This is a genomic window from Microbacterium sp. M (assembly GCF_045181065.1).
Taxonomy (GTDB): Bacteria; Actinomycetota; Actinomycetes; order Actinomycetales; family Microbacteriaceae; genus Microbacterium.
In genome coordinates this window covers 1,994,173-2,018,425 of sequence record NZ_CP173721.1, presented here as the reverse complement: position 1 = coordinate 2,018,425, position 24,253 = coordinate 1,994,173, and the positions used below count along the sequence as shown (strand labels likewise).

General features: G+C 66.5%; 33 protein-coding genes. 19 read left to right on the top strand and 14 right to left on the bottom strand.

Annotation, left to right across the window (positions count from 1 at the left end):
- Positions 1 to 72: 72 nt before the first annotated feature.
- From ACI7YT_RS09725 to ACI7YT_RS09715, 3 genes are read right to left on the bottom strand one after another with little or no spacing between them, the layout of a single operon-like run.
- A complete protein-coding gene (locus ACI7YT_RS09725) occupies positions 73 to 846 on the bottom strand; it encodes a glycerophosphodiester phosphodiesterase family protein (RefSeq protein ID WP_406245328.1) in 774 nt (257 codons plus the stop codon).
- Positions 843 to 1,763: an SPFH domain-containing protein gene (locus ACI7YT_RS09720; protein WP_406245327.1), complete on the bottom strand. Its 921-nt coding sequence runs from the start codon at positions 1,761 to 1,763 to the stop codon at positions 843 to 845. The genes ACI7YT_RS09725 and ACI7YT_RS09720 overlap by 4 nt, the downstream gene beginning before the upstream one ends.
- An 8-nt stretch (positions 1,764 to 1,771) precedes the next feature.
- Positions 1,772 to 2,245 (bottom strand): NfeD family protein, encoded by a 474-nt coding sequence (locus ACI7YT_RS09715; protein WP_406245326.1) that lies wholly within the window; start codon positions 2,243 to 2,245, stop codon positions 1,772 to 1,774.
- A gap of 115 nt (positions 2,246 to 2,360) precedes the next feature.
- Here ACI7YT_RS09715 and ACI7YT_RS09710 point away from each other — a divergent pair, with 115 nt between their 5' ends.
- Positions 2,361 to 3,125 carry an SDR family oxidoreductase gene (locus ACI7YT_RS09710; protein WP_406245325.1) on the top strand — a complete coding sequence of 255 codons (765 nt, stop codon included), beginning with the start codon at positions 2,361 to 2,363 and terminating at the stop codon, positions 3,123 to 3,125.
- 62 nt (positions 3,126 to 3,187) lie between these two features.
- On the opposite strand, the gene ACI7YT_RS09705 is transcribed toward ACI7YT_RS09710, so the two are convergent.
- On the bottom strand, positions 3,188 to 3,781 hold the full coding sequence (locus ACI7YT_RS09705; protein ID WP_406245324.1) for an HdeD family acid-resistance protein: 594 nt from the start codon (positions 3,779 to 3,781) through the stop codon (positions 3,188 to 3,190).
- Positions 3,782 to 3,891: 110 nt separating this feature from the next.
- Between ACI7YT_RS09705 and ACI7YT_RS09700 the strand changes: the two genes are divergently transcribed.
- Genes ACI7YT_RS09700 through ACI7YT_RS09680 form a run of 5 tightly spaced genes read left to right on the top strand, consistent with a single transcriptional unit; the run spans position 3,892 to position 7,956 of the window.
- Positions 3,892 to 4,338: a helix-turn-helix transcriptional regulator gene (locus tag ACI7YT_RS09700; RefSeq protein ID WP_406245323.1), complete on the top strand. Its 447-nt coding sequence runs from the start codon at positions 3,892 to 3,894 to the stop codon at positions 4,336 to 4,338.
- 10 nt (positions 4,339 to 4,348) lie between these two features.
- Entirely contained in the window at positions 4,349 to 4,756 is a 408-nt protein-coding gene (locus ACI7YT_RS09695) for a VOC family protein (protein WP_406245322.1), read from the top strand.
- 16 nt (positions 4,757 to 4,772) lie between these two features.
- The gene (locus ACI7YT_RS09690) at positions 4,773 to 7,121 is read left to right on the top strand and encodes an ATP-binding cassette domain-containing protein (protein WP_406245321.1); all 2,349 of its coding nucleotides are present in this window, start codon (positions 4,773 to 4,775) and stop codon (positions 7,119 to 7,121) included.
- Positions 7,122 to 7,171: 50 nt separating this feature from the next.
- Complete coding sequence (locus ACI7YT_RS09685; RefSeq protein ID WP_406245320.1) at positions 7,172 to 7,618, top strand: hypothetical protein; 447 nt, start codon at positions 7,172 to 7,174, stop codon at positions 7,616 to 7,618.
- On the top strand, positions 7,615 to 7,956 hold the full coding sequence (locus ACI7YT_RS09680; protein WP_406245319.1) for a transcriptional regulator: 342 nt from the start codon (positions 7,615 to 7,617) through the stop codon (positions 7,954 to 7,956). The genes ACI7YT_RS09685 and ACI7YT_RS09680 overlap by 4 nt, the downstream gene beginning before the upstream one ends.
- Here the strand turns inward: ACI7YT_RS09680 and ACI7YT_RS09675 are convergent.
- Both ACI7YT_RS09675 and ACI7YT_RS09670 read right to left on the bottom strand, forming a co-directional pair.
- The gene (locus ACI7YT_RS09675) at positions 7,900 to 8,532 is read right to left on the bottom strand and encodes an HAD family hydrolase (protein ID WP_406245318.1); all 633 of its coding nucleotides are present in this window, start codon (positions 8,530 to 8,532) and stop codon (positions 7,900 to 7,902) included. The two genes, ACI7YT_RS09680 and ACI7YT_RS09675, sit on opposite strands and share 57 nt — an antisense overlap.
- Positions 8,533 to 8,547: 15 nt before the next feature.
- Complete coding sequence (locus tag ACI7YT_RS09670) at positions 8,548 to 9,705, bottom strand: class I SAM-dependent methyltransferase (RefSeq protein WP_406245317.1); 1,158 nt, start codon at positions 9,703 to 9,705, stop codon at positions 8,548 to 8,550.
- A 107-nt stretch (positions 9,706 to 9,812) separates the two neighbouring features.
- On the opposite strand from ACI7YT_RS09670, the gene ACI7YT_RS09665 reads away from it, so the two are divergent.
- Positions 9,813 to 10,061, top strand: coding sequence for a hypothetical protein (locus tag ACI7YT_RS09665; RefSeq protein ID WP_406245316.1), 249 nt, complete (start codon positions 9,813 to 9,815; stop codon positions 10,059 to 10,061).
- An 81-nt stretch (positions 10,062 to 10,142) separates the two neighbouring features.
- Here ACI7YT_RS09665 and ACI7YT_RS09660 read toward each other — a convergent pair whose 3' ends face one another.
- On the bottom strand, positions 10,143 to 10,793 hold the full coding sequence (locus tag ACI7YT_RS09660) for a GNAT family N-acetyltransferase (protein WP_406245315.1): 651 nt from the start codon (positions 10,791 to 10,793) through the stop codon (positions 10,143 to 10,145).
- A gap of 66 nt (positions 10,794 to 10,859) precedes the next feature.
- Between ACI7YT_RS09660 and ACI7YT_RS09655 the strand changes: the two genes are divergently transcribed.
- From ACI7YT_RS09655 to ACI7YT_RS09635, 5 genes are all read left to right on the top strand, one after another.
- Positions 10,860 to 12,149 (top strand): MFS transporter, encoded by a 1,290-nt coding sequence (locus ACI7YT_RS09655; protein WP_406245314.1) that lies wholly within the window; start codon positions 10,860 to 10,862, stop codon positions 12,147 to 12,149.
- A 126-nt stretch (positions 12,150 to 12,275) separates the two neighbouring features.
- Positions 12,276 to 12,671, top strand: a complete 396-nt coding sequence (locus tag ACI7YT_RS09650) for a GNAT family N-acetyltransferase (protein ID WP_406245313.1) — start codon at positions 12,276 to 12,278, stop codon at positions 12,669 to 12,671.
- Between the two features lie 103 nt (positions 12,672 to 12,774).
- Entirely contained in the window at positions 12,775 to 13,305 is a 531-nt protein-coding gene (locus tag ACI7YT_RS09645; protein WP_406245312.1) for an AAA family ATPase, read from the top strand.
- Between the two features lie 38 nt (positions 13,306 to 13,343).
- The gene (locus ACI7YT_RS09640) at positions 13,344 to 13,937 is read left to right on the top strand and encodes a histidine phosphatase family protein (protein WP_406245311.1); all 594 of its coding nucleotides are present in this window, start codon (positions 13,344 to 13,346) and stop codon (positions 13,935 to 13,937) included.
- 9 nt (positions 13,938 to 13,946) lie between these two features.
- Positions 13,947 to 14,360: a hypothetical protein gene (locus ACI7YT_RS09635; protein WP_406245310.1), complete on the top strand. Its 414-nt coding sequence runs from the start codon at positions 13,947 to 13,949 to the stop codon at positions 14,358 to 14,360.
- A 63-nt stretch (positions 14,361 to 14,423) separates the two neighbouring features.
- Here ACI7YT_RS09635 and ACI7YT_RS09630 read toward each other — a convergent pair whose 3' ends face one another.
- Positions 14,424 to 15,041, bottom strand: coding sequence for a TetR/AcrR family transcriptional regulator (locus ACI7YT_RS09630; RefSeq protein WP_406245309.1), 618 nt, complete (start codon positions 15,039 to 15,041; stop codon positions 14,424 to 14,426).
- Positions 15,042 to 15,117: 76 nt separating this feature from the next.
- Here ACI7YT_RS09630 and ACI7YT_RS09625 point away from each other — a divergent pair, with 76 nt between their 5' ends.
- From ACI7YT_RS09625 to ACI7YT_RS09595, 7 genes are all read left to right on the top strand, one after another.
- Entirely contained in the window at positions 15,118 to 15,501 is a 384-nt protein-coding gene (locus ACI7YT_RS09625; RefSeq protein WP_406245308.1) for a DUF1761 family protein, read from the top strand.
- A gap of 19 nt (positions 15,502 to 15,520) precedes the next feature.
- Positions 15,521 to 15,799, top strand: a complete 279-nt coding sequence (locus ACI7YT_RS09620) for a DUF1905 domain-containing protein (RefSeq protein ID WP_406245307.1) — start codon at positions 15,521 to 15,523, stop codon at positions 15,797 to 15,799.
- 69 nt (positions 15,800 to 15,868) lie between these two features.
- Complete coding sequence (locus tag ACI7YT_RS09615) at positions 15,869 to 16,471, top strand: AAA family ATPase (RefSeq protein ID WP_406245306.1); 603 nt, start codon at positions 15,869 to 15,871, stop codon at positions 16,469 to 16,471.
- Between the two features lie 27 nt (positions 16,472 to 16,498).
- Positions 16,499 to 16,990: a GNAT family N-acetyltransferase gene (locus ACI7YT_RS09610; RefSeq protein ID WP_406245305.1), complete on the top strand. Its 492-nt coding sequence runs from the start codon at positions 16,499 to 16,501 to the stop codon at positions 16,988 to 16,990.
- Positions 16,987 to 17,532 (top strand): GNAT family N-acetyltransferase, encoded by a 546-nt coding sequence (locus ACI7YT_RS09605; RefSeq protein WP_406245304.1) that lies wholly within the window; start codon positions 16,987 to 16,989, stop codon positions 17,530 to 17,532. The genes ACI7YT_RS09610 and ACI7YT_RS09605 overlap by 4 nt, the downstream gene beginning before the upstream one ends.
- Before the next feature lie 20 nt (positions 17,533 to 17,552).
- Positions 17,553 to 18,881, top strand: a complete 1,329-nt coding sequence (locus ACI7YT_RS09600; RefSeq protein ID WP_406245303.1) for a nitrate/nitrite transporter — start codon at positions 17,553 to 17,555, stop codon at positions 18,879 to 18,881.
- Positions 18,878 to 19,291, top strand: coding sequence for a GNAT family N-acetyltransferase (locus ACI7YT_RS09595; RefSeq protein WP_406245302.1), 414 nt, complete (start codon positions 18,878 to 18,880; stop codon positions 19,289 to 19,291). The genes ACI7YT_RS09600 and ACI7YT_RS09595 overlap by 4 nt, the downstream gene beginning before the upstream one ends.
- Before the next feature lie 9 nt (positions 19,292 to 19,300).
- Here the strand turns inward: ACI7YT_RS09595 and ACI7YT_RS09590 are convergent, their stop codons facing one another.
- The 6 genes from ACI7YT_RS09590 to ACI7YT_RS09565 all read right to left on the bottom strand — a co-directional run bounded on the left by ACI7YT_RS09590 (position 19,301) and on the right by ACI7YT_RS09565 (position 24,243).
- Positions 19,301 to 19,561, bottom strand: a complete 261-nt coding sequence (locus ACI7YT_RS09590) for a DUF6458 family protein (protein ID WP_406245301.1) — start codon at positions 19,559 to 19,561, stop codon at positions 19,301 to 19,303.
- A 111-nt stretch (positions 19,562 to 19,672) separates the two neighbouring features.
- Positions 19,673 to 20,416, bottom strand: a complete 744-nt coding sequence (locus tag ACI7YT_RS09585; protein WP_406245300.1) for a formylglycine-generating enzyme family protein — start codon at positions 20,414 to 20,416, stop codon at positions 19,673 to 19,675.
- Positions 20,413 to 21,063 carry a YitT family protein gene (locus ACI7YT_RS09580; protein WP_406245299.1) on the bottom strand — a complete coding sequence of 217 codons (651 nt, stop codon included), beginning with the start codon at positions 21,061 to 21,063 and terminating at the stop codon, positions 20,413 to 20,415. Before ACI7YT_RS09580 ends, ACI7YT_RS09585 begins: the two co-directional genes overlap by 4 nt.
- A complete protein-coding gene (locus ACI7YT_RS09575) occupies positions 21,036 to 21,794 on the bottom strand; it encodes an SGNH/GDSL hydrolase family protein (protein WP_406245298.1) in 759 nt (252 codons plus the stop codon). Before ACI7YT_RS09575 ends, ACI7YT_RS09580 begins: the two co-directional genes overlap by 28 nt.
- Before the next feature lie 31 nt (positions 21,795 to 21,825).
- Complete coding sequence (locus ACI7YT_RS09570) at positions 21,826 to 23,175, bottom strand: MFS transporter (protein ID WP_406245297.1); 1,350 nt, start codon at positions 23,173 to 23,175, stop codon at positions 21,826 to 21,828.
- Between the two features lie 39 nt (positions 23,176 to 23,214).
- Positions 23,215 to 24,243, bottom strand: coding sequence for an LLM class flavin-dependent oxidoreductase (locus ACI7YT_RS09565; RefSeq protein WP_406250470.1), 1,029 nt, complete (start codon positions 24,241 to 24,243; stop codon positions 23,215 to 23,217).
- Positions 24,244 to 24,253 lie beyond the last annotated feature (10 nt).

Sequence of the window (24,253 nt, the reverse complement as noted above, 5' to 3'; positions counted from 1 at the left end):
CTGACCTGTGCGCTTCATCCACGGCGTTGATTCCTCGGCGCGATTCACAGTCGAATCCCAGCGGGACATGCTTCAGGTCAGCGAAAGAGCTTTGACGGCGATGTCGGCGCGGTCCGTGACGATGCCGTCGGCCCCTGCTGCGACGAGTCTGCGCATGTCGTCCGGATCGTTCACGGTCCACACATGCACCTCGACACCTGCGCGCTGCGCGGCGCGGACGAGGGATGGCGTGAACACCCGGATCGGACCCTGTCGCTCGGGGATCTGCACGGCATCCACATCACGCAGAACGCGCGCGGGGGAGAGGCGCACCATCGACAGCAGTCGCAGCGCGATGATGGTGCTGCGACCGGCGGAAGTCGCCGGTCCCATGGCGGCCCCGGCGGCCAAGACGGAGTCCACGGAACGCCGCCGTCGCGCATCCGAGAAGCTCGTCAGCAGCACGCGGTGGGCATGCGGCGCGACGGCCGGCCCGATCGGTTCGACCGCGGCGTCGGTCTTGACGTCGATGTTGAAGCGGATCTCGGGGAAGCCGGTGAGCGCGTCTGAGACCGTCTGCAGGCCCCCGTGCGGGGCGAGCAGCTCGGCGAGTTCGAACGTGCGCACCTCGTCGACGGGACGCGGATCGCCGAGGAGCCGCTCGAGCGTCTCGTCGTGGAACAGCACCACGTCGCCGTCCGCCGTGACTCGGCAGTCCGTCTCGATGTACTCGGCTCCCGCCGCGTGGGCGGCGGCGAAGGCAGCCGCGGTGTTCTCCCACACGGTCGAGCCCTCGTGCGCCGCGGGAAGGCCGCGATGGGCGAGGACTCGAGGGTGCCGTGATCCGGTGAAGTACGGGTGCGTCACGCGCCCGGGGTGCCGGACGGCGGCCCCTGACGAGGCGTGAACGCAGTGCCGATGCCCTTGAGGGCCTCGGTGAGCTCGCTGGGGATGATCCACAGCTTGCTGGATGGACTCTCGCTGATCTTCGGCAGCATCTGCAGGTACTGGTAGGCGAGCAGCTTGTCGTCCGGCTGGCCCTGGTGGATCGCGGTGAACACGTTCTGGATCGCCTCGGCCTCACCCTGGGCGCGCAGCACGGCAGCCTGCTTGTCGCCTTCGGCCTGCAGGATCGCGGCCTGCCGCTGACCTTCGGCCTCGAGGATCTGGGATTGCTTCGAGCCCTCGGCCGTCAGGATCGCAGCGCGACGGTCGCGCTCGGCGCGCATCTGCTTCTCCATGGAGTCCTGGATCGAGATGGGCGGATCGATCGCCTTCAGCTCGACGCGTCCGACGCGGATGCCCCACTTGCCGGTGGCCTCGTCGAGCACGACGCGCAACTGACCGTTGATGTTGTCGCGGCTGGTGAGCGCCTCTTCGAGGTTGAGACCGCCGACCACGTTTCGCAATGTCGTTGTGGTCAGCTGCTCGACGGCGCCGAGGTAGTTGGCGATCTCATACGTCGCGGCGCGTGCGTCCGTCACCTGGAAGTAGACCACCGTGTCGATCGATACGACGAGGTTGTCCTCGGTGATGACGGGCTGCGGCGGGAATGACACGACCTGCTCGCGCATGTCGATGAGCGGGCGCAGCCGGTCGATGAACGGCACGAGGATGTTCAGTCCAGGCGCGAGAGTCTTGTGATATCGACCGAGACGTTCGACGACACCGGCCGTGGCCTGCGGGATGATGCGGATCGCGCGTGCGACCGTGACCACCACGAAGATGATCACGGCGATCGCGAGGATCCATCCGATCGCGGCCGGAATGAACGAGTCGTCCACTGGGTCTCCTATTCACCTGCGGGGCGTACGACGGCGACGGCGCCGTTGATGGAACTGACGAGAAGCGGCGCACCCTGCGGGATCGGCGCCGCTGTCGCGGTGCGTGCGGTCCAGGTGTCGCCGTTCGCGAGCTTCGCCTGTCCTGTGAGTTGAGTGATGTCGGTGAGGGCGAATCCGCGCAGATCGATCAGCGCATCGACATTGGACTTGGTCGGATCCTCACCACGACGGAGCCGTTTGAGCAGCGGAGGTCGCAGGAAGAGGATGAACAGAGCCGCGGCGAGAGCCGCCGCGAGCACCTGAACCCAGACAGGGGTCCCGACGAGATCGGTGATGAGCCCTACCGCGCTTCCGAGCGCGAGCATGAGGAAAGTGAAATCGAGCGAGAGCATCTCGATGACGAGGAACGTCGCGATCAGGACGAGCCAGCCGATCCAGGCCCACTGATCCACGAGTTCGACGAACGCGTTGAAACCGTCCATGCACCCTCCTTTGCGGTCAACCTATCACGCGGTCGCGACGCGGAAGGAGAGGGGGCGATTGGTAGGCTGGACCGGCCGCGCGAACGCGGTCGCCCTCGTATCTTAAGGAGTCATCGTGCCCGACGTTCTGCCCGCAGGATCCCTCACCGGCAAGGTCGCGCTCGTGACCGGCTCGTCGCGCGGCATCGGTGCCGACACGGTCCGATACTTCGCCGAGGCCGGCGCTGACGTCGTCATCAACTTCCGCAACAAGGCGCCGCGAGCGGAGAAGCTCGCGGCCCAGCTGCGCGAACTCGGACGACGTGCCCTCGTCGTCGGAGCGGACCTCACGGATCCGGCATCCGTCGCGGAGATGTTCGAACAGGTGCGGGCTGAATTCGGGCGCCTCGACATCCTCGTGCTCAACGCATCGGGCGGCATGGAGTCGGGTATGGCCGAGGACTACGCCCTGCTGCTGAACCGCGAAGCGCAGCTGAGCGTCCTGAACACCGCGCTGCCGCTGCTCGGCGATGGGTCGCGCGTCGTCTTCGTGACGAGTCACCAGGCGCACTTCATCCGCACGACCCCCACCATGCCGGAGTACGAGCCGGTCGCTCTGTCCAAGCGCGCGGGTGAGGACGCGCTGCGCGAACTCATCCCTGCCCTGTCGGAGAAGGGGATCGGGTTCACGATCGTGTCGGGCGACATGATCGAGGGCACCATCACGGCGACGCTCCTCGAGCGGGCCAATCCGGGTGCCATCTCGGCACGTCGTGAGGATGCCGGAAAGCTCTACAACGTTTCGGAGTTCGCGGCCGAGGTCGCCCAGGCCGCGCTCGATCCGGTGCCGGTGGACAACACGCGCCTCGTGGGCGACACCTCGGGGTTCATCGCAGAATAGGGCACAGACGAGAACGGCCCCTCCCGATCGGGAGGGGCCGTTCCTGTCCGGTCGTTACCGGCTCAGCCGAGTTCGGTCCGGATGTCGTTCGTGATCTCCTTCTCGTCCTTGCCCAGGGTGATGGCGCGGACGATCTGGATGATGCCGATGACGACGAGCGAGATGCCGAGGATCCACCAGATCACCAGCGCGGCGCCCAGTGGCGAGAAGAGCACGACGATTCCGGCGATGATGCTGATGATGGCGAACGCGATCGTCCAGCCCTTCGATGCCGCCTGCTTGATCAGCGTCAGCGACACGATGCCGTCCACGATCCAGCTGACGCCGATGAAGATGACGACGATGACGGCGAGGAACGCGGTTGTCGTGGCGATGTTGGCGAACGCCACGACGCTGGCGACGATGTACAGCAGGCCGAGGGCGATGTAGCCGACGCGCGCCCAGCCGCCTGCCTTGCCCGAGAAGATGCCGATCGCGATCGAGGTGAGACCTGCGATGAGCAGGAACAGCGCGAGGATCCAGGTCAGGACCCCGGCGGATTTGCCGGGCCAGACGAGCAGCAGGATGCCGACGATGAGCGAGAGCACGCCCGATACCGCGAGCGCGACACGCAGAGATGTGAATACGGATTTGGCTTCGGAGAGTGCGTCCGACATGAGTTTGCCTTTCTGGGAAGAACCTGTGAAGGTCGCACTCAGCGTAGCGCGCGGCATCCGCACGGGACCGAGGCGCACGCGAGTGCCGTCATTCTGGTTCATCCCGTGCAATGATCGGGACAGTGAACGACGCCGCATCCCGAGCACTCCAGGAACTCGCCCTGATGCGCCGGGTCCGAGACCGGATCGACCGCGAGTACGCACAGCCTCTCGATGTCGAGGCGCTGGCCCGCGGCATCCATATGTCCGCAGGGCACCTGAGTCGGCAGTTCAAGCAGGCCTACGGGGAATCGCCTTACGCCTACCTCATGACGCGACGGATCGAACGGGCGATGGCGCTGCTGCGGCGCGGGGACCTCAGCGTCACGGATGTGTGCTTCGAGGTGGGGTTCTCGTCGCTGGGGACGTTCAGCACGCGATTCTCCGAGCTGGTCGGGGTGCCGCCGAGTGCCTATCGAGAGAATCCCGGCCTCGGCCCCGGCATCCCGTCGTGGGTGGAGAAGCAGGCGACGAGACCGATCAGGAATCGAGAAGCGAAGCCGCCTTCGCGCCCGTAGCGTCGAAGCCATGAACATCACCATCAACGCGAGTTTCCTGCCTCACACGGATGCCGAGGCATCCCTCTCCTTCTACCGCGACATCCTCGGTTTCGAGGTCCGCAAGGACGTCGGCTACCAGGAGATGCGGTGGATCACGGTCGGTCCGGTCGGCCAGCCGGACACGGCGATCGTGCTCACGCCGCCTGCCGTAGACCCCGGGATCAATGATGAGGAGCGCGCCACGATCCTCGAACTGATGGCGAAGGGCAGCTTCGGCGGTATCGTTCTGGCGACGGACGATGTCGATGAGTCGTTCGCGGCGATCGAGGCCAAGGGCGCCGATGTCGTGCAGGAGCCGATCGACCAGCCCTACGGCATCCGTGATTGCGCCTTCCGCGACCCCGCGGGCAACATGGTGCGTCTGCAGCAGGCTTGAACCAGAGAGGACGACGATGGCGAACATCGCCGATTCACACGACAGCATCCGCGTCGCCGGTGCGCGTGAGAACAACCTGAAGGACGTCAGCGTCGTCCTCCCCAAGCGCAGACTGACGGTGTTCACCGGCGTCTCGGGCTCGGGAAAGAGCTCGCTGGTCTTCGACACGATCGCTGCGGAGTCCCGCAGGATGATCGACGAGACGTACAGCGCCTTCGTCCAGGGGTTCATGCCGTCGGTGCCACGACCCGACGTCGACGTGCTCGAGGGGCTGACGACGGCGATCATCGTCGACCAGGAGCGGCTGGGAGCGAACCCGCGTTCGACCGTCGGCACCGTGACGGACGCCAACGCGATGCTGCGCATCCTGTTCTCGAAGCTCGGGGAGCCGTACATCGGCGGACCGACGGCGTTCTCCTTCAACATCCCGACCCAGAAGGCCAGCGGGGTCATGACCGGCCCCGGCGGCGAGAAGAAGATCGTGAAGGATGCGATCTACCTCGGCGGCATGTGTCCGCGCTGCGAGGGCAGGGGAGCGGTGTCGGACCTCGATCTCGCACAGATCGTCGACGAGACGAAGTCGCTGGACGAGGGCGCGATCATGGTGCCCGGCTACACAGCGGACGGTTGGATGGTGAAGGGCTTCTCCGCCTCCGGTTTCTACCCGGCCGACAAGCCGGTCGCCGAGTTCACCGAGAAGCAGCGGCATCTGTTCCTGTACGGCGAGGTGACGAAGGTCAAGATCAGCGGCATCAACATGACCTACGAGGGTCTGATCCCGAAGATCACGAAGGCCATGCTGTCAAAGGATCTCGATGCGCTGCAGCCGCACATCCGCGCCTTCGTGGAGCGGGTGGCGACGTTCAAGGTCTGCCCGGAGTGCGACGGCACACGTCTGACGGAGGGTGCCCGGTCGTCGAAGATCGCCGGCAAGAGCATCGCGGATGCGTGCCGGATGCAGGTCACAGACCTGGCCGACTGGGTGGCGGAGCTCGATCTGCCCGGTGCCGGTCCGCTGCTGGACGCCCTGCGCGCGAACCTGCACGCCTTCGTCACGCTGGGTCTCGGTTATCTGAGCCTGGAGCGCCCCAGCGGCACGCTGAGCGGGGGAGAGGCGCAGCGGATCAAGATGCTCCGGCATCTCGGCTCGTCGCTCACCGACATCACCTACGTGTTCGACGAGCCGACCATCGGTCTGCATCCGCATGACATCCAGAGGATGAACTCGCTGCTGTTCCAACTGCGGGACAAGGGCAACACCGTTCTCGTCGTGGAGCACAAGCCGGAGACGATCACGATCGCCGACCATGTGGTCGATCTCGGACCCGGCGCCGGCGCGTCGGGAGGCGAGATCTGCTTCGAAGGGACGGTCGAGGGACTTCGTGCGAGCGACACGATCACGGGTCGCCATCTCGACGACCGCGCGAGCCTGAAGGATGCCGTGCGCGAGCGCACCGGTGCGATCGAGGTGCGAGGTGCGACTGAGAACAACCTCCAGAATGTCGATGTCGACATCCCGACAGGCGTGCTGACCGTCGTCACCGGCGTAGCAGGTTCGGGCAAGAGCTCACTGATCCACGGATCGGTCACGCCGCGCGAAGGAGTGGTGTCGATCGATCAGAGCGCGATCAAGGGCTCTCGACGCAGCAACCCGGCGACGTACACGGGGCTGCTCGAGCCGATCCGCAAGGCTTTCGCGAAGGCGAACGGGGTCAAACCGGCGCTGTTCAGCGCGAACTCCGAGGGTGCATGCCCGACCTGCAAGGGGTCGGGGGTCATCATCACCGAACTCGGGTTCATGGACACGATCGAGACGCCGTGCGAGGACTGTGGGGGCAAGCGCTTCCAGGCAGCGGTGCTCGAGTACAAGCTCGGCGGCAAGGACATCACCCAGGTGCTGGATCTTCCCGTCGCCGAGGCGCGCGTCTTCTTCTCCGAGGGAGAAGCCAGGATCCCGGCGGCCTCCGCGATCCTGGGCCGGCTCGAAGACGTCGGACTCGGTTATCTCTCGCTGGGGCAGCCGTTGTCGACGCTGTCGGGCGGTGAGCGCCAGCGCGTCAAGCTCGCGATCCAGATGGGGGAGAAGGGCGACGTGTACGTCCTCGACGAGCCGACGACAGGTCTGCACCTCGCGGACGTCGACACCATTCTCGGCCTCCTGGACCGATTGGTGGATGCCGGCAAGACCGTGATCGTCATCGAGCACCACCAAGCGGTCATGGCGCACGCCGACTGGATCATCGATATCGGCCCCGGTGCAGGACACGACGGCGGTCGGGTCGTGTTCGAGGGCACACCCGCCGAGCTCGTCGCCGGGAAGTCGACGGTGACGGGGGAGCACCTGGCCCAGTACGTCGGGGCGTGACGGCCGCCTAGCCACTTTCCATACTGGAAAGTGAGTGCTATCTTTCCAGTATGGAAAACGAAGAGTACGTTGACCCCTCCGCAGCACTCGCCAGTCTCGATGACGCGGCGGCTGGGTACGCGCAGGCCGTACCGGGGGAGGGCTGGTATCACGTCGCCCTCGGTCTCGGCGCAGGTCTCATGGTCATCGCGCAGGGGTTGACGTCACCGTGGAGCTGGATTCTCGCGGTGGCCTTCTTCGGTAGCGTGCCGCTGCTCGTTGGGTGGTGGCGTCGATCGCACGGCTGGTGGGTGTCCGGCTACGCGCCCGCGCGCACGCGTGGAGTGGTCGCGTTGATGGCGGTGGCCCTCGTCGGACTGATGGGTGCGTCCTTCCTCGCCCATTCGGTCTGGACGAGCGTCGTTCTGGGCGGAGTGGCGGCGATCGTGGTGACGATGGCGGGATTCGCGTGGATGCGCGTCTGGCGACGTGGGCTGGCAGTGGCGGAGGCAGGGTGAGCGTGCTCGACCCTGCGATTCACGCTCCCGCACGGCTGCAGTTGTGCGGCATCCTGGCGCAGGTCGATGACGCCGAGTTCTCGTTCGCTAGAGAGCGTCTGGGCGTTTCTGATTCCGTGCTCTCCAAGCACGCGAAGGCATTGGAGGATGCCGGCTATCTCACGATCACGAAGCGGTCGCTGGGCGGTCGTCAGCGCACGTGGCTCGCGCTCAGCACGGCGGGACGCACGGCGTTCCGCGCACACGTGGCGGAACTGCAGCGTTTGGCCTCGGCCGCGCAATTACCGGATGAGGTCCCGGAGCTCGCAGAGGTTCGCGATCCGGTGGGTCGCACCTGAGAAGTCCTGGGCCCGCGTGAAGTCATTGTGAACCACGGCGCAATCGATCCCGGCCGCCACGGCGGAGCGGAGCCCTCGAGCCGAGTCCTCGACGATGAGGGTTTCGACCTTGGTGGCGCCGAAGCGCTCGAGGGCGGTCAGATAGGGCTCCGGGTGGGGCTTCGGCTGTGCGTAGTCGTCGCGCGCAAGCACGAAATCCATGTATCGGAGGATCCCTCGGTCTGCGTGGATCAGATCGAAGTCCGCTTTCTTCGACGTCGTCACGATCGCCATGCTGACGTGCTGCGCCAACTCGGCGAGGACGTCGACGACGCCGTCGATCTCGATCGCCTCGGTGCGCAGAGAGTGCTGGTAGTACTCGTTGCGCAGCACTTTGAGACGGTCGATCGTCGCGTCGTCGATCCCCGCGAGGATGGCCTGATGCCAGGTGCCGAGACCATGTGCCATGTCCTTGAGGTACTCGTCGAGATCGAGCCGCACACCGACCGACGCCAGGGCACGTTCGCCGGCCCGGTAGTACCAGTGTTCGGTGTCGACGAGGACGCCGTCGTTGTCGAACAGGATGTACTTCTTCATGGGAGGGTCCGCTTGTCAGTCGCGACGCGCGACGATCGTGTACGTGCACGGAACGAGGTTGCGCTCGGCTTCGGGCCACGCGAAGCCGCCGTCGACGTCGACCATGCGGGGACTGAAGCGCCAGGGGAGCGTCTTCCCCTCATCGAAGTGCGTCAGACGCAGCCCGGCGCGCAGCAACGATCCGATGATCTCCGACAGGGGATGCGGCCACTCGTACGTGCGCGCGTGCGCCACCGTGCCATCACCCGCGTACGTGCTGTCGTCGTCCCACTGCTGCGCACGGCCATCGCCGAAGTACGCGTATCGGGTGGTCAGCGTCGGAGCGTTCTCATCGAGCGCGTAGAGGGCCGGGTGGCCGTCGCGGATGAAGAACGTCCCGCCCGGTTTCAGCAGTGCATAGATCTGCTCGGCCCACCGGTCGAGATCGTTCAGCCAGGTGATCGTGCCGATGCTCGTGTAGACGACGTCGAAGTCGTCCTCGACGGCGGCACGAGCATCCAGAACGTCTGACTCGACCCATCTGACGGATGCTCCGGCACGTTCGGCGAGACGGTCGGCGGTGCGCAGTGCGGCGCGGGAGAAGTCGACCCCGGTCACCGAGGCGCCCGCGCGGGCGAGGGAGACGGTATCTGTGCCGATATGGCACTGCAGGTGGCACACGTCGAGCCCCGCGATCGAGCCGTCCGTGAGGAAGCTCGTCAGTACCGGGAGGTCTTCGCGGATGACGTCACTGAGGTAGTCGGGATCGTCGAATCCTTCCAGCCCGTACGCCTGCTCGTGCAAGGCCGCTCGGTCGTCCCAGTTGTCGCGGTTCGCGGCGCGCGCTGCCTCCCAGTCGATGTCGACATCTCCGCCGTGCGTCTCGGCGGCGGGTGCGGGCAACGTGGCGGGGAACAGTTCGGTCCGAGCGATGACACGATCTCGTTCGTCCGCGAGCTCGCGACGTCGCGGGTCGGCGAGATAGCCATCCAGGGCGGCTTGATCGGGGAACGAGTACAACTGCACCTCGTGCGGATGATCTGCACCGCCGTCGCCATACGCGCGTTGCACGAGCGTGGCGCCATGGTTCGGGAGCAGTGCGATGACGGCATCCTCATAGGCGTTCATGTCGGCGACGAGACCCGGGCGCGCCCAGAGCAGGCAGCACAGCGTCATCGGACTGGAAGTCGGCATGATTCGATCATGCCAGTGACGGTGCGCGTGAGCCGTAACCGATAATGCACATTATGTCAGCTCGATTGAGGGAAGCCGTCCCCCGCGGACGTGCGTAGCATGACCGTATGGCAGGCATCGTGTGGTGGGAGATCGAGACGCCGGATCCCGAGAAGTTCCAACGCTTCCACGCTTCGCTGTCCGATTGGTCGTTCGAGCCGGCGTTCGCTGACACGGCCTTGGGTGCCGATTACTGGATCATCAACCATGGCGGCCGAGGAATCGGCGGTCTTCAGAGAGCCGCGCCGAATGCGCCGCGGCCGGCACCCTTGCTCGTGTGGTCGAGCTCGGTGGAATCGTCGAACGCACACGCGTAGAGCTCGGTGGCGATGACCGATGGTCGGTACGTATCAAGACATCACCGGCGTCTCTTTCGGGCTGTGGACGATGCAGCCGCGCTATGATTCCACCCCCAGTTGAGCCAATGCGGCCTCCGCGCCCCGGACGGCGATATCCCACTCGGGCCTCACGAAGGACGTCTTCTCCAGGCGCACACGTTGCTCGTCGGTGGGCTCGCCGGGCCGCGGCGATACACGCGTGACTCCATTCAGTTCGTAGCCGAGCTTCTGCGAGACGCCCAGAGACGCCTTATTCCAGATCGCGGCGCCCGACTCTGCCCACTGCGCACCGAGCGTGTCGAAGGCGAACATCAGAAGCGCAGCCCGCATCTCGGTGCCCAGTCCCCTGCCGTGCACCGACTTCGTCAGCCATGAGCCCGTGCTCACGGTGCGCCGGTTGGCGAAGTCGTATGCAGAGAGATCCTGGGATCCCACCACTCCCCCTTCGAAGTGGACGGCGAAGGCTACCGTCCAGTGTTTCGGAGTGACGCGATTGCGCAGGCTCCACTGGTACGCCGCGAGATTCCGTGGGAGTTCGCTCGGCTCCGCGTCGGTCCACGGCACGCTGAAGGGCGTGCGATCCGGCTCGTGCACGCCATCGAGTGCGGCCTGGACGAGTTGGGGAAGATCTGCATCCCTGACCGGCCGCAGCTTCAGTCGCGGCGTCGATATCTCCAGTCCGAACAGCGGCCAGATCTCTTCCAGTTCCATGCTGGGACACTATCCCGGCGGAGGCGATGCCGCGGGCATGTGACGCCCGCTCAGTAGTCTGAAGACATGCCAGACGCAGACGATGACGCCCTTCCGGCGGCGCCTCGACGCGACATTCTGACGCATCCGGCATTCGCGTACTTCTGGAGCGCGACGACGATCCGCTCGTTCGGCGGAGCGATCGCGGGCGTCGCATTCCAGGTCCTCATCGTCACAGTATTGAATGCGACACCCATTCAGATCAGCGTGCTGAGCGCACTCGGTGTCGTCCCGTATCTCTTCCTCGGGCTGATCGTCGGGGCCCTCATGGATCGCTGGCGTCGCCAGCGCACGCTCGTGCTCACCAGCATCGGGCGTGCTGTGGTCCTGGGTGTCGTGCCGGTCCTCCTGATCACGGACACACTCACGTACTGGACGCTTGCGGCTGTGATCCTCGCGCTCGGAGTGCTGACGCTCTTCGCCGACTCCGCGGCGCAACCGCTGCTGCCGCGTATCGTCCCGCGGGACTCACTCGTGTCGGCGAACGCGCGCCTCGGACAGAGCACGACGGTCGCCGGAACGGCTGGGCCGGCGCTCGGCGGATTACTGCTCAACCTCGTCGGCGCGCCGATCGTGTTCATCTTCGAGACCGTGATCAACGCCGTTGCCGCGGTGCTGCAATCGCGGATCCGGGTCGACGAGCCGAAGGTCGCCAAGCGCGCCGCGGGTCGCCATATCGGGCACGACATCGCCGAAGGCATGCGGTACACGTACCAGCATCCGACCCTTCGCCCACTCGCCCTCTCTGTGCACGTCTGGTTCCTGGGGAACAGCATCGTGTCGACCTTGTTCGGGGTCTACGTGCTGCGCGAACTGGCTCTGCCCGCGTGGGCATTCGGCATCGCCCTCGCGGCGGGCGGCGTCGGCGGGTTCGCCGGCGCACTGATCGCGCCACGCGTCGGAGCGCTTCTCGGCGCTGGTCGCGTGATCCTGCTAGGGCGAGCACTCGTCGTCGTGCCGTGGGCCATCCTCGCCGCGGCTCCCCTCACCGCGGACAGCGGCGTCGGCATCCTTCTCGTGGTCGTGGCAACGGCCCAGTTCCTGTACGGACTCGCGATGGGCATCGAGGACACGAACGACATCGCCTATCGACAGGCGGTTGCTCCCGACGAGATCCAAGGCCGAATGAACGCGACCATCCGCACGATCAACCGGGTCGTGTTCTTCTTCGGCGCTCTTCTCACCGGTGTGCTGATGACGTGGCTCGGCTACCACTGGACGCTCGGCATCGGGGCGCTCGTCTTCGCGATCGCCACCTTGGTCGTGGCGTTCTCGCCGCTGCGTACGGCAAGACACGAGGATGCCGCGACGCGATAGCGTCGGTGGATGACCGACTCCCCCGCGCACGTACGGCTTGCGCGATCGACGGACGCACAAGGCATCGCCGATGTCCATATTCAGTCGTGGCGCGAGACGTACTCGGGACTCATCCCTGATCGATTGATGGACGCGGAAGCCTTGGCAGAGCGGGGACGGATGTGGACGTCGATCCTCGCGCTCGATCCGCTCCCCGGAAGGATCGCGGTAGCCGAGCGCGACGGGCGCGTCGTCGGCTTCGCGTTCGCGGGCCCGGCTACGCATCCGGATGCTACGAAGGGCCTGGTGCCTGCGCGCGACTGGCACCTCTATTCGATCTATCTCTTGTCCGGCGAACAGGGAACCGGCGTCGGGCGCTCACTCCTGGACATGGTTGCAGAAGATCGGCCTGCGCAGCTCTGGGTTCTGAAGGAGAACGAGCCCGCTCGAGCGTTCTACGAGATGCAGGGATTCGTGGCGGACGGCGCTGAGTTCGTGGACCTTGATCTCGACGGGCTCGTGGAGATTCGGATGGTCCGCTGAACGACAAGACGGCTACCTGGTCGCGATCGCAGAGACCGCGTGCCCCGGGCATCCTCGTATCATCGGGCGGGTTATCGTCCGGTGCCCCTGTGAGAATGGGACGATGACTCGGATCGGCAGTTCGTCGACGCGCCTCATCATTCTCCGCGGGGACTCCGCTTCGGGAAAGACGACGGCCACCCTTGCGCTGCGTGCCGAACTCGATTCACAAGTGGCCATCATCCACCAGGACTACATCCGCCGCGAAATGCTGCACAATGCGGATCGTCTCCGCCGCGCCCGCGACGCGAGCGCTCTCATCATCGGCGCGGCGCGTCAGGCTCTTGATCTCGGTTACGACGTGATTCTCGACGGCATCTTCAACCTGCGCGACTACTCGGAGCCCTTCGAGCGACTGCACAGGGACCATCGCGGTCTGACACGCATCTACCAGTTCGACGTCGGCCTCGATGAGACCATCCGACGACATGCCGGTCGGCCCCTCGCCAGCGCCTTCGGCGAAGAGAAGCTCCGCGAGTGGTACGACGGATGGCAACCCCTCCCCTGGCTCGATGAACGGCGTATCGGTCGAGAACCAGGATCGGATGAGATCGTGTCGATGATTCTCCAGGACCTGGATGTGCGCCGCGGTTAGTCCCGTCGGGATCAGGTGGAGCTGCGAGGATGGCGATCATGAACCGCATCCTTCTGGTACGGCATGCACAGGCGCGCGACCACTCCGAGATCGACCCGGCGCTCGACGAGACCGGTGAAAGACAAGCGGACGCGGTGGCCGAACGACTCGCGCAGGAGCAGATCGGTCAGGTGCTGAGCAGTCCGAAGCGACGAGCCCAGCAGACCGCCGGAGTCATCGGACGACAGATCGGGACGACTCCACGCGTCAGCAATCTTCTCGACGACCTGACCCCGATGCCCTCGCCCGCGCGCTGGGCCGACTATCCGAAGCATCGGTGGCCCTGGTTGCAGGAGACGCCTGAAGCCGAGCAGGATCTGGATGCGGAGACGCTGAAAGCGGCCTGGACCACGTTGCACGACGCGTCCGTCGGCGACTCCGCATCCGGCGCGCTTGTGCTGGTCACGCACGCCTTCGTCGTCGCGAGCTTCGTCAGTGGTGTTCTGAACGCTCCCCCGGCTGCCTGGATGCAGTTGCCGGTGGCGAACGCGAGCATCACGGAGATCGGGCTGCGTCCGGAGCGGGAGCCGATCGTCGTCGGGTTCAATGACGTCGGCCACCTCGGCTCGGTGACGGCGACAACCGCGCGGTAGCGTCGGTGGATGGATCCTCTGCAGCCACGCCTCGTGCACGTTCGAAAGGGAAGGATCGAGCCTGTCGGCTCCTGGCTGTACGTCTGGGTGGATGCCGACGACGGATCCGTCGCTCATATCGGTGCCACCGGGTTCGATCCCGAACTGCGAGCGTTCCTGCACGTGACCAGCGACGACCCCGATCTCGGCCGCGTCCGCGCGCACGTACCGCGGTGGGATTCCCGCGATTTCGACGTGCTCGCGTTCCCACTCCCGGTGGACGTCCCGCGGCCGGAGGTGAAGCGCATCCTGACCGCACGACTGGAAGCGTCGGAGTATCCGCATCCGATGCCCGCCGAAGCCCTGTTGAATGCCCGAGTTGCGACGGTGATCGATGCGATCGTCGACGCGATCGAGGCGCGCACGGCCGCGCCACGCGACTGATCAGCGATTCACACCGCCCCCACGGACTCGTAGATCGTCACCAGCTTCTCAGGCGCTCTGCGCTCACGCGCCGTAGCGGGCCAGGAACAGGTCGACGGCGCCCGTGATGCTCGGCGTATCGCCGGCGTCTCCCCCGAGCATCCGCGCGTTCAGGGGTGCTCCGATCACCAGCCACGTGAACTGCTCAGCGGCCTCATCGGCATCCTCGAGGCGCAGATGGCCGGCCTCGGCAAGCTCGTTCAGAGCTGCCGCCAGGTTGTGGATGTTGCGCTGCCAGCTCTGCTCGAGGTAGCCCTCTGCGACATCGGGGTGCGCAGCGGCTTCAGCTGTGACCAGCATCCGCATCGCCATCACAGGCGGACTCAGGATGCCGGTGCGCATCGTCGCTGCGAGTCCGAGGAGTCCGGAGCGCACGTCCGCACTCCCGCGCAGTTCGGCCAGAGCCGGGCGCATCGCGTCACGACCGGCGGCGGCCCAGTTCTCGACGACCGCGGCGTACAACTCGCTCTTGGACGCATGCTCTCGATACAACGACGCCTTCGAGATCCTCGCGCGCTTGGCGATCTCCTCCATCGAGGTCCCGGAGTATCCCTTCTCGAGGAACACATCACGCGCGACTGCCAGCAGGCTTTCGCCGGTGAGACCGGTCGGGCGTCCCCGAGTTCGCAGTTCAGATGCCATGGCTCCACTTTAGTACTTGACGGTTCTAAATGACGAAAGTAGATTGAGTACCGAACAGTACTAAAGGAGGTTGCGCATGGTCGTCATCGGTATCACCATCGCCACGGTGGTCTCGTTCCTCGCCTCAGCCGGGCTCTACGCGATTCCGCCTGTCTCGGCACTGGTCACGCGGAGCAGCACTCCGCGACCCGGGCTTTCCACGGCGGTCCAGATCGGGTCCGTCGTCCTGCGCAGCCTGCTCGCCTCGTGTCTCGTAGCCGGCGTGATGCTGGCGGCCGGCTGGCACGGCGCCGGGGCTGGCGCGCTGCTGGGACTCGGCCTCTCGGTCCTGCCGCTGATCCTCCTGATCGGAGGTGTCGTGCACGAGAACACCGCACTCCCGGTAGCGGGCATCCACCTGCTGGACTGGGTCATCAAGCTCACGATCATCGGATCGATCGTCGGAATCTTCGTCCAGTGAACGAGAAAGGACCACTGACATGAGCACTCCCCTCGACATCACCTTCACGGCCACACTGGGAAAGGTGCGCGAAGGCGACACCTGGACGTGCGTCCAACTTCCTGAATCCGCCAGCATCTTCGGCACACGCGGACTCGTGAAGGTCGCCGGCACCGTGGACGGCGAACCGTTCCGCGGCGCCTTCATGGCGCTCGGTGACGGGACTCACAAGCTGCCGATCGCGGCATCTATCCGAAAGCGGATCGGACGTACGGATGGCGACGACGTCACCGTCCACCTCACAGAGCGCCTGAACTGACCGCGATGTTCATCGCGAGCGACGCTGCCTGTTCGCCGACCCGGATCAGCGCGCTCTAAGCTGATCCCCGTGTTGATCTGGATCAACGGCGCCTTCGGCGCGGGTAAGACGCATACGGCGTTCGAGCTGAAGCGCCGACTCGATGGCTCGCACGTCGCGGATCCCGAGGTGGCGGGCTTCGCCTTCCACCGGATGATTCCGCCCGCCGAGCGCGGCGATTTCCAGGACCTGCCGCAGTGGCGATCCTCGGTCGTCGAGACACTGGCGCACGCGGATGCGTCCCACCCGAACCCCGTGCTGGTGCCCATGACGATCGTGCGCGATGACTACTTCGACGAGATCATCGGCGGGCTGCGCGACCGCGGCGTCGACGTGCGGCACTATGCACTGATCGCCAGCCCGGAGACGCTCCGCAAGCGCCTGAGCACGCGCATCGCGTTCGTGGCATCGGGACTGCACCGCGAGACCTGGGCGATGGAGCAGATTCCCCGGTGCGTCGCCGCGCTCGCGACTCGCCGTTACGCCACCCACGTCGCGACCGATGATCGAACGACGGATGAGGTCGTCGAGTGGATCGCGCGGGATGCCGGACTCACGCTGACGCGGCCGCGCCTGCCAGCATGGCGCTACCAGCTGCGACGATTCCGCGTCGGCATCCAGCACATTCGATGATCCGCATTGCTGAGTTCGGAGGTTGACGTGACGAGCAGAACGGATGCGGCGCCGATCGAAGTCCGCCCAGCGCACGACGACGAGCTCGAGCGAGTTGTGCGACTGCGGTGGTTGTGGACCGTGAACGATCGCGGCGAGCGACCGGACATGACCGAAGCGGAATACGTCTCCGCGGCGGCGGGCTGGGCGCGCCAGCACGCGGCATCCCACGTCGCCTTCGTCGCCGTAGCCGATGCCGAGATCGTCGGCATGGCCTGGCTCGCGCTCGCACCACGCGTCCCTACGACGCGCAGTCTCGATCGGCTGTCCGGCGACCTGCAGTCCTGTTACGTGGTGCCTTCCTTCCGAAACCGCGGAGTCGGCGGACGCCTCGTCCACGTCGTCCTCGATGCCGCAAGGGAGCGGGGAGCTGAGCACGTGACCGTGCACACCTCCCCTGATTCCATCGCGATGTACGAACGCAATGGTTTCGAGCCGCATGCGCGTCTGCTCTTCGCAGACACGGCGAACATCGCATGACCGGCGTCCGGATCTCGACCTGGGACAGCAGCGATGAGCAGCTCGACCGTGCCGCCGACCTCTACGCCCAGACCTTCGCCGAGGCGCCGTACGACGAGGATGCCGAAGCAAGCCGTGCGTCTTTCACGGAGCGCATCCGTCGCTATGCTGCATCCAAGCCGCATTTCCGGTTGCTGCTGGCCGCGGAGGGTGCGGACGCTGCGGGACTCGCCCTCGGGACGGGCATCGCCGCCGGCGACTGGTGGCGCGATCGGGTCGCACCGCTCCTCGACGAGGACACGCGCGACCGATGGCTCGGGGTGTCCTGCTTCAGCGTGATGGAGCTCGCCGTCGACAGGAAGCATCGCCGGTGCGGTATCGCCTCGGCACTGATGGACGCGTTGCTCGCCGACCTGCCGTACTCGACGGCCGTGCTCAGCCGGTACGCCGATGCGGACTCCGCAGGACGCTTCTACGCCGCGCAGGGATGGCACGAGATCGCGACCGGGATCCGCATCGGCGACTCCCCTGCGCTGTGCGTGCTCGCACGGGATCTGCGCTGACCGAGGAGTAACGTAGAGGGGTGCAGTCAGCCCCCGTCTCCCCCGCGACAACGCCGGGATGGCGGGCGTGGCTGATCTGGTCAGTCGGAGTCGCCGCGTATACGCTGGCGATCACGAACCGCACATCGCTCGGCGCCGTCGGCGTCGACGCGGCCGAGCGGTTCCAGGCCGATGCCTCGACGCTGTCGCTGTTCGCCGTCGTGCAGCTCGCGGTGTACGGCGGCATGCAGATCCCGATCGGCATCCTGCTCGACAAGTACGGCTCTCGTCCCATCATCACGATCGGGATGGTGCTGATGGCGGCCGGGCAACTCGTCATGGCGATCTCCCCCAGCATCGGCATCGCCCTCATCGCGCGGATCCTCCTGGGTGCCGGCGACGCGGCCGTGTTCCCCGCCGTGCTCCGGTTGGTGGCGACCTGGTTCCCCGCGCAACGGGGCCCCGTGATGGTGCAGTTCACCGGCCTCGTCGGGCAGACGGGCCAATTGGTCGCGCTCATCCCGCTCGCCGCGCTGCTGCACGCCACCAGCTGGACGATCACGTTCGGCAGCATCGCGGGTCTCGGCATCCTGTTCGCGATCCTCGTCTTCGCCGTGATCCGCAACCATCCTCCGGAGCGCGACGCGGACGTCAGCGTGAACACCGACACCGGTGTCGTGCGCGTGGTGACGAGTGCGATCGACACGGGCGTCGGCATCCGCGCCGCCTGGGCGCACCCCGGGACACGCCTGGCCTTCTGGTCGCACTTCACTACGCCCTTCGCAGGCACGGCATTCGTGATCCTGTGGGGTATGCCGTTCCTGACCGCGGGCGAGGGCCTGTCGACCGCCCAAGCGGCGACCATCATCTCGGTATATGTCGTTGCAGGCATGCTTCTCGGACCGCTGATCGGCGATCTCTCCCGGCGGATCCCGAACTACCGTTCTGTGGCGCTCGTGCTCCCCGCCGTCACGATTCAGATGGTCGCCTGGCTCGTCGTGATCGCATGGCCGGGCACCGCGCCGCTCTGGCTTCTCTACGTGCTGGCTGTCGCTCTGGCCACCGGAGGCCCGGCATCCATGATCGCGTTCGACCACGCCCGTACCCACAATCCATCGCACCGACTCAGCACCGCCACGGGCGTGACGAACGCCGGCGGCTTCATCGCCGCCCTGATAGCGATCTTCCTGATCGGGCTCGCGCTCGACCTCCAGGGCGCCGGCACTCCGGATACATACTCGCTGGATGCCTTCCGCATCGCGTTCCTCGCTCAGGTACCGCTGTGGCTGCTCGGAGCCGCATTCATCATCATCGAGCGGAAGCGCACGCGCATCCGCATCGGACTCGACCCGGAACGGAGACGCACGTGACCTTCACCTTCGCGCAGGACGACGCCCGCATCGACCGCATACGCGTGCACGCCTGGTTGAGTGAGCAGTCGTACTGGGCCGCAGGTCGCCCTCGTCCGACTCAGGATGCCGCGATCGACGCCTCCCGCAACTACGGCATCTGGGATGAAGAGACCGGCGCACAGGTCGCCTACGCCCGAGTCGTGACGGACCGGGTGACGTTCGCGTGGCTGTGCGACGTGTTCGTCGACGATGCTGTGCGCGGTCGCGGTGCCGGCAAGATGCTCGTCGAGGGCGTGGTCGACGACCTGAGGCCGTTCGGAATCACACGGATCCTCCTCGCGACCGCAGACGCGCACGGTCTGTACGCGCAATACGGCTTCGAGAATCCCGACGACCCGAGGCGCTACATGGTGCGCGCAATGCCCTGATCAGCGGGATCAGAGGGTGCCGGGGTCATCTGCACGCGTCGTGCGCCGTGACACCTGCTCCCCCGCGGCCGGGTCGACCTCGCTGCGCGTCACGACGTCGGTACGACGGCGCTTCGCCATCAGGATCAGACCGACGATGAACAGGACGGCGCCGGCGCCCATCAGGATGTAGCCGATCATGTCGAGATCCGCCCATTCGACCTCGACGTTGACCGCGAATGCGAGGATCGCGCCGATCACGAACAGCACGACTCCGGTTCCGATGCTCATGAGAACTCCTTCCGGGACCTGGGGTCCGGTGGCGGCGCAGGAGCGCCTGGGGTTCTCACCCTGCGGGCTCGGCTGGTTTCCTGCCAGGGGGTTGACACGGGGTACCGACCCTCAGCGCCGCGGCGTCCACCCCACCGGTCGAGCACCATCGACGAATGCCCGTTCTCGATCCGCGCGTACTGACCACCCCTGCGCCGCATCCACGGCGTCGAAGCCACCGCGGGCCAGACGCATGCCGACATCGGCATGATGCATTCGAGGCGCTCCTCCTCGACGAACGGATGCCCTGACGCTCCACGCATCATCGTCGAACCCGCCGCCGCGGAACACCCGATAGTCGTCGTAGCGCGCCGGGTCGAGCAGATCCCAGCACCACTCCCAGACGTTGCCGAGCGTGTCGAACAGCCCGTTCAGATTCGGCAGTTTGCCTCCCACGTCCTGCGGATGCCGAAGGCCGTCGGCGCTCGTCCACGCGACTTCGGCGAGCGGACCGTAGTGCGGGCCCGTCGAGCCGGCACGACAGGCGTGTTCCCATTCGGCTTCTGTGGGCAGACGATATCCGTCGCTGTCGACGTGCCAGGTGACGACCTCGCCGTCGAAGGAGTACGCCGGGTCCAGGCCCTCCCACTCGGATGCCGCATTGCAGAACCGCACCGCCCGCAGCCAACTGAGATCGGCCGCCGGCCGCCGAGGATGCTGGGAGGCGATCCCGAGGACTTCGGCGAACTGCTCTTCCGTCACGGCGAACACGCCGAGCTCGAACGTTTCGAGTGCGATGTCGCGTCGCTCTTGTCTACGCGCATCGTGCAATGTGACGGTTCCGGAAGGAATCCGCGCGAGTTCGAAGTCGGTCATGCCGTCGCCGCGTCACGTGCCGGGATGCGGATCGCGAAGATCCGCATGAAGTACTGGCACAGGGGGCCCACCAGCAGCGCGAACGCCAGAGTTCCGAACCCGACGTTCCCACCCAGCAGCCAGCCGATCAGCACCACCGTCACCTCGATCGCGGTCCGCACGATCCAGATCCGCCAGCCGGTGACCCGATGCAAGCCGGTCATCAGTCCGTCGCGGGGGCCGGGGCCGAAGTGGGTTCCGATGTAGAGCCCGGTCGCGGCCGAGAGCACCACGAGGCCGATGACGAAGAAGCAGATGCGCAGCCAGAGGTCCTGGCCAGTCGGGATCAGCGCCAGTCCGATGTCGGCAGCCGGCCCGACCAGCAGCGCGTTCAGGAGCGTGCCGACGCCCGGCTTCTGACGAAGCGGAATCCACAGCAGAAGCACCACGACGCTGGTGAGGATGGTGATGACGCCGAAGCTCAGCGGAACATGATTCGCGATCCCCTGCGTCAGGACGTCCCAGGGCGCGGCGCCGATCTCGCCACGCACGATGAAGGCGATGCCGATGCCGTACAGGAACAGGCCGACGAGCAGCTGGGTGATCCGCAGCGGCAGCCGACGCCCCGGTTGCGCCGTCATCACGGGACCGGGACCAGTTCGACCCATGTCGGATGCTTGGGCTCGCGCCCGTCGCCCGAAGAGGTCCGGGTGACGCGCCGCTTCACCCACGGCCCGACATGCTGGCGGTAGTAAGCGAATCCGCTCGGCCCGGCCGGCGGGTACGCCGTCGGCGACCACCACGAGGCGGGCGGTTCGAAGCCGAGACCTTGCAGAACCCGTGCGGCGACCCGATGGTGTCCTGCCGCGTTCATGTGCAGTCGATCCTCGGACCAGTACGGAGGCGTCGACAGCTCCTTGTCCGGCCAGTTCAGCGCCCGGATGACGTCGGGTCGATCCGCGATGCGGCGGATCACGGCATCCGACAGCTCGTCACCCCTGCGCTGCACGAGCGAGCCCATCGGCAGCTGCCCTGAGGGGTTCGCACCCGACAGGAGGATCAGCGTGACGCCTTCTTCATCGCACCGTCGCAGCACCCGCGAGAACGCGTCGGCGATGTGCTCGACGTCGGTTCGGGGGCGCAGCATGTCGTTGCCGCCGCCGTTGAATGACAGGTGCGTCGGTCCGAGCGCCAGGGCAGGCTCCAGCTGCTGCTCGACGATCGGCCAAGCCAGCTTCCCGCGGATGGCGAGATTCGCGTATTCGATCGGGTGACCGGCGGCATCCGCCCAGCCCTGCGCGGCGATGTCCGCCCACCCGCGCACTCGGCCGTCCGGAAGGTCGTCGCCGACGCCCTCGGTGAACGAATCTCCGATCGCCACGAATCTCACTGCACTCACGCTCTCCAGCCTATTGCTCGGAGAGGCTTGCTCAGCGATCGTCGAGCGCCTGTCCCCTGCGGTCGACCAGGCCCCAGACGGCGACGGCCGCCACGACGAAGACCGCGGCGAAGACGACGAACAGCAGCGGAGCACCACCGGCGGCCAGCAGCACGGGGACGAGCAGCGGCGCGATGATCGATGCGATCCGGCCGACGCCTGCCGCCCACCCGGTGCCGGTGCCCCGCAATGACGTCGGATAGATCTCTGGGGTCACGGCGTAGAGCGCGCCCCACGCGCCGAGGTTGAAGAACGACAAGGCCATCCCTGTGGCGATGATCGCGGTCTCGCCCGTCGCCGTGCCGAACAGGACGGCCGAGACGGCCGAGCCAGCCAGGAACACGGACAGCGTGAGGCGTCGGCCCCAGACCTCGATCAGCCATGCCGCGACGGCGTAACCGGGCAACTGGGCGAGCGTGATGAGCAGCGTGAAGCCGAAGGAGCGCACCAGGTCGTACCCGGCGTCCACGAGGATACTGGGAATCCAGATGAAGGCCCCGTAGTAGGCGAAGTTGACGCAGAACCAGACCAGCCAGATGCAGATCGTCCGCACGCGGAACTCGGGGTGCCACAGGGTGCTCAGGCGAGCCCGCGTCGTGACGGCGAGAGCACGGGACGGCGGTTCCTTGCGGATCGCCGGTCCCGTGATGATTCCGGCATCCGTCTCGAAGGCCGTGACGATCCGTTCCGCCTCCGCGATGCGGCCGCGCCCGGCCAGCCACCGCGGGGACTCGGGTAGAGCCCACCGGACGACGATGGCGTACGCGGCCGGCACAGCGCCCAGCGCGAACGCCCACCGCCACCCGTCCTCGGATGCCGGGATCACGAAGTATCCGATCAGGGCCGCAGCGGTCCACCCGACCGCCCAGAAGGCCTCGAGGATGACGATCAGCCGGCCGCGGATGCGGGTCGGCGCGAACTCGCTCACGTAGGTCGATGCGACGGGAAGCTCAGCACCGAGGCCGAGCCCGACGAAGAACCGCAGCACGAGCAACGCCGCGACTCCCCCGACCAGCGCGCTGGCGCCCGTGGCGATGCCGTAGATCAGCAGCGTCAGCGCGAAGACCTGTCGGCGACCGAGTCTGTCGGCAAGCAGACCGCCCAGGCTCGCACCGATCGCCATGCCGATGAAGCCGACCGAGGCGATCCATCCCGTCTCGGTCTTGGTCAGCTCCCACTGCTGCGCGAGAACGGCGATGATGAACGAGATGAGGCCGACGTCCATGGCGTCCAGCGCCCAACCCACCCCGGAGCCGGTCAGGACCTTCAGATGCCGACGTGTGAACGGGAGGTCGTCGAGCCGACCGGCGAGGGAGGCACGGCTCGGCAGAGTATCAGCCATGACCCTCATCGTAGAGCCGCGGCGGGCCCGCATCGCGCATCAATCGGCGAGCAGCTCGCGAACCCGCGGGATCACCTCAGTGCCGTACAGTTCGATGCTCTGCATCATCTGCTCATGTGCGAGGGTGCCTGTGGCGTACTTCAGATCGAAGCGGCCGAGCCCGAGGGCCCGCACGGTCTCGGCGATCTTCTGGGCGACGCGCTCCGGAGAACCGGAGTAGATCGCTCCTGCGGAGCCGACGTCGTTCTGGAAGCGTGCCCGGCTGTAGGGCGGCCAGCCCCGCTCCGCGCCGATCGTGTTGTTCATCGCCTCGAAGCCCTCGTACGCGGCATCCCAGGCTTCCTCGTCCGTGCGGGCGATGTGCCCTGGCGAGTGCACTGAGACCGGGTGCGAGGCGGTGCCGAAGCTCGCCACCGAGCGGTGGTACAGCTCGACGAAGGGCGCGAAGCGGGCAGCCGGCCCGCCGATGATGGCGAGCATGAGACCCAGACCGTGGCGGGCGACTCGGACGACGGATTCGGGACTGCCGCCGACACCGACCCAGGTGCGCAGTCCGTGCTCGGTCTTCGGGAAGACGTCGGCGCCCTCGAGGGCGGGCCGCATCGTGCCCGACCAGGTGACCGGCTTCTCCTTCAGAAGTTCGACGAACAGCTCGAGCTTCTCTTCGAAGAGCGCGTCGTAGTCGCGCAGGTCGAAGCCGAACAACGGGAACGATTCGATGAAGGACCCGCGCCCGAGGACGACCTCTGCACGACCGTTCGAGACGGCGTCCAAAGTCGCGAAGCGCTCGTACACGCGCACGGGGTCGTCGGACGACAGGACGGTGACCGCCGTGCCGAGCCGGATGCGCTCGGTGCGCGAAGCGATCGCTGCCAGCACCATCTCCGGGGACGAGACAGCGAACTCTTCTCTGTGGTGCTCCCCTACGCCGAAGAAGTCGACGCCGACGCGGTCGGCCAATTCCGCCTGCTCGACGATGTTGCGGATCGTCTGCGCGGCCGAGAGCAGGTCCCCGTTCGCGTCGCGTGTGATGTCGCCGAAGGTGTCCAGCCCGAACTCGATGTCCATGTCAACCCTT